Source organism: Acinetobacter sp. YH01008, assembly GCF_013420435.1.
GTDB lineage: Bacteria > Pseudomonadota > Gammaproteobacteria > Pseudomonadales > Moraxellaceae > Acinetobacter > Acinetobacter pseudolwoffii.
On the sequence record NZ_VOYD01000063.1, the window covers coordinates 1 to 3,961 of the forward strand.

Genomic DNA, 3,961 nt, shown 5'->3' on the forward strand with positions numbered 1-3,961 from the left:
ACATGATCATTTTTTTGTTGAACAGTGTGAAATATCTGAAGAGTATTTAATTGAGTAAAATGACATTTTCAAATATATAGATTTATTAGTTCTACTAAAATTAACATAATACACCTTATACGAAATGCTAATATTTTATTCTTTAATTTCAGTGGTATAGTCTAAACTTAACAGCCCATTCTAGCCCGAATGGGTTTTTTTTATGATTTTTCACGTTCCACGCATATTCTTTGATCAATGTTTCACGCTTTTGATTAGCTCAATTGAATAATCAGGATGCCTGGTCTTTTTCTTTTTGGCGTTTATCCAGCTCTTTTTTCAGCTCCTTTTTATCCTGGTACGATGCGATCAGCATGATCGGGATCAACAGCGGGGCCACAATAATGCCTAGGGCAATGTCTTTCAGTTTCGGCATGATCTTTCTCCCTTAGTCATTATCAAAAACAGCATTCAGTACACGGCCAAATAAGCCACGTTTTTTAGGTTGTGGCACAGCAGTAGTTGTTTGCTGAATAGGCTTATCTTCTATTGGCGTAACTTGTGACGGCTGTACAGTTTCTTGTAAGTCTGTAGTTGTACGGACTTGTTCATTTGTACTGTCAGGCTCACTGTCAGGCTGAATATTTTTAGGTGTATAACCAAGTGCTAAGGTTAGATTGTCAATCTTATCTTTGAGTTGCTCAATCTCCTTATACATACGTCTTTCACGCTCTTCGGCAACTGATTTATCGTGCCGTAACTCTTCAATTAATTGCTTGTACAGTTCAACTGTAGTGTTGTCGTTTTCCTTACTATCAGGCTTACTATCAGCCTGACTGTTAGGCGTACCGTAAACACGTTGCATTTCACTAAAATCAATCACTTTTCGATTCTTCGCATCAATTTCATAACTGATAGAACCGTTCTTCATACGATCATAAATTGATGTACGAGCAATTCCATATTTTTTAGCTAATTCTGCAACAGTAAATTTAGGCATAGTTCTTTAATTATGTTTTAGTCCCTCATTACATGAACTGTAATGTACTTAAGCCTTAAAACCTAGATTTTTAAGATGTGGAAGAAGTTGTTTTTGCTGTGTTGGATCTCTGAGCATATCTTTAATTTTAATCGCTAATTCTTCATAGCTTTCACCTTGATTTGCTAAATGAGACAGTTCATGTAGACGAGATAACTGATTTCCAAATAAGTTAAGTTGTGCATCATTCATTTGATAAAAAGATTGCTTGATAGTGTTAGTTTGTTTAGATGGTCGAGCTTTAGACTTAATAGAGAACTGGATATCAGTAATCACTCTTCCTTTCTTAAATTGCTGATAATCTACAGTTATATCAGTATGTTTGTTGATTTCACTAATTGCTTTGTCTAATACATTAGACTTGAAATTGGACATAGTTGAATACTCTTCAACACCAAGTCCAAGCTTTGATCTTAAATCATTGATACTGTATTTTTCAGTCTTAGCAACGCTTAACCACTTAATAATAAGTTCATATAATCGAATACTATATTTGCTTTTAAAGTCAGAAACTTGTTCGATATAGTATTTTGTGAATTGTTCACTTAATTTACTAATTAAGCTAATTACTTCATGACTAAGATATAAAACAATCAAACCGCTCTTATCAACATAGGTCACTTTATTAACCCAATTAGCCGTTGAAAGTGCTTCTATGCCCTTATACCTATCTAAATAGCTAAACTCTCTTCGCTTTAACGTTTTAGAAGCATCTTTAAGTAGGGCATAAGCATTATTACTATCCACTTTAAATTGATAGATATAGTCGCTCACAGATACTTCTATAGGGGTATCTGGGGAAAGGTTATTTGATTCTCTAGCTTCAACTATTGCTAGAAGCATAATCCGTTGCTCTATTAGGGATAAATTGAAAGAGGCATCAATAAGAGCATTATCCTTTACAACTAACTTATTGGTATTTGTCATAATTCCAAGGTTACTTATTAATCTAACTAGGTTATATACCGCCTAATTTAAATAGTCAATAATCCAACTATTCAAATACCCCTTAAACCTATCTTTATAACCCCTTAAACCTATCTTTATAACCCCTTAAACCTATCTTTATAACCCCTTAAACCTATCTTTATAACAATTTAAGATATTAATTTTAAATATTTTTTTAATGTCTAAAAGCATTTAAAAGCTTTAAAATAATTAAAAGCACAGGGAATGAAAAATTGCCCTTGGTTTTCGCTACGCTCAAACTCTATTGAATCTCGCTTTCGCTCGATTCGTTGGGGCAATTTTTTGGCTAATACTTACGTGAAGTTAAGAAAAAACAAAAGCAACTCGGAATTCGCTTCGCTCATAAATCATTTATGCTCGCTACGCTCGATCATGGAGCCAAGTTCATACAGTCGCTTTGCTCGGCTAATCTCGTTCAAATGCGAAAGGGAGCTTTGTAATCAGGGAAAAAGCGAGGGCGAAATTTTGATATTGCTCAATCGCTCGTGGACACTCGCTCGGTTTAAACTTATTTGCTTTCAAAGGAAAAAATAAAGCGAACGGAGTGTGAGCGAATAAACCATTTATCGTTCATCCCCCCCTTATTACTGTTTTTGCTGAATTAGATTAAAAATCAAAATCGAAATCACGATTCTGTTGTGGTTTATTTTCAGGTTCTGGGCTTGGCTGTGAAAAATGTTTTTCAGCGATAGGGGCTTTTTTCTCTGCAATAAAGATTTTTATGTACTTAAAGCTATCTAAACAGTTTTGATATGCCTGTCTTTGAGACTTTAAACGATCATTTTGTGGCTCTAAAATGATTTCACAGTTTAAATATTTGAGCATGATTTCATCATTTTTAATGATCTTTTCAATTTTTTCATAGTCGTAACTACTGAGGCTATTCGATGCACGAGACGTATACTGCTTCAAGTTGTCTGCCTTTTCAGCGATACAGTCGATAATGCCTAATTGGTTTTTATTTCGGTATAACTCATCTTGTTTTTTAGAAAGTCTCTCATGGCCGATATTATAGTTTGGATAGTAATTGTCATACCTCAGGCTAAACTTTGATGCTCGTTGCGGCTTTATCCTAATATCTTTGACTAATTCAGTTAGTTCCTCAAACCTTTGATCAATGTTATCAAGTCTCCAAACATTGTTTCTAACTGCTGTAGTCGCTTGTCCTGAGTCCTCAAGTCTTCGTCTATACTGGTTGATACTTTGAGTTGTGAGAGCTTCAAGAGAGCCTGCTCTAGATCTGTCTGTTGAGCTGTAATTTTCTGTCGAATAGGTCTGAGTTCTGTGCTCACCATACTGTTCACAATATTGCTTAAGTTCAGATGGCTTAAGGCTTGTGTTAATTGCGTTTGTAATTGGCTCATTAAGTTGCTTTGAAAGTTTTGCTGTAAATCCTGCGAAAAACTCCCCTGCTCGATTTTGGATAGCTCGCCTTTGAGTGCCAAGATCAAGTCTTGTTGTGCCTGTTTCTCCGCCTGCAAAATGCTGATTTTGCCCTGTAATTCCTGCTCTACTTCGCTGTAGCCGGTCAAGATGGTCTTTAATGAATCGACTTGTTGATTCAAAACCTTGTTTTGCTCCGCTAACAAGCTGTTTTGTTGCATCAATAAGTTGTTTTGCTCTGTCAAAAAATGGTCGATTTCGCTCTGCATGCCTTATCTCCGTAGGCTGTTCAAATAGTTGATTTGGTTTGTTATCGCTTGTGCGTTCTGTTGAATCATTTGCTTTTGTGCTTCGATTGTTTTTACGTGGGTTCGTGTTTGAAAGGCGAAATAAAAACTGATTAAAAACATCAACACTGTAAATATCACTGTCCCAAGTAGTCCGTAAAGTGCTCTCTGACTGTTCAATTTTTCCGTCAAAAGGCTCTGCAACTGACTCTCTATTGTCTCTCTCTGCCCCTCTATCGCTTGCTGTACTTGGTGTTGAATGCTGTTCTGCAGGAGCTTTTCGTCGATTCTGAGGCTCTGCAAC

3 protein-coding genes and 1 pseudogene are annotated in these 3,961 nt (G+C 35.9%); all 4 read right to left on the minus strand.

Annotated features, from left to right (window positions below; translation table 11 throughout):
- Nucleotides 1-271: 271 nt before the first annotated feature.
- Nucleotides 272-415, minus strand: a complete 144-nt coding sequence (locus FTT75_RS15390; protein WP_167514224.1) for a hypothetical protein — start codon at nt 413-415, stop codon at nt 272-274.
- Nucleotides 416-427: 12 nt separating this feature from the next.
- Complete coding sequence (locus FTT75_RS15395) at nt 428-979, minus strand: plasmid replication DNA-binding protein (protein ID WP_180186803.1); 552 nt, start codon at nt 977-979, stop codon at nt 428-430.
- Nucleotides 980-1,027: 48 nt separating this feature from the next.
- Nucleotides 1,028-1,945, minus strand: a complete 918-nt coding sequence (gene repM / locus FTT75_RS15400) for a replication initiation protein RepM (protein WP_120403855.1) — start codon at nt 1,943-1,945, stop codon at nt 1,028-1,030.
- Nucleotides 1,946-2,593: 648 nt separating this feature from the next.
- Nucleotides 2,594-3,961: pseudogene (locus tag FTT75_RS15405) on the minus strand (mobilization protein); the annotation flags it as partial.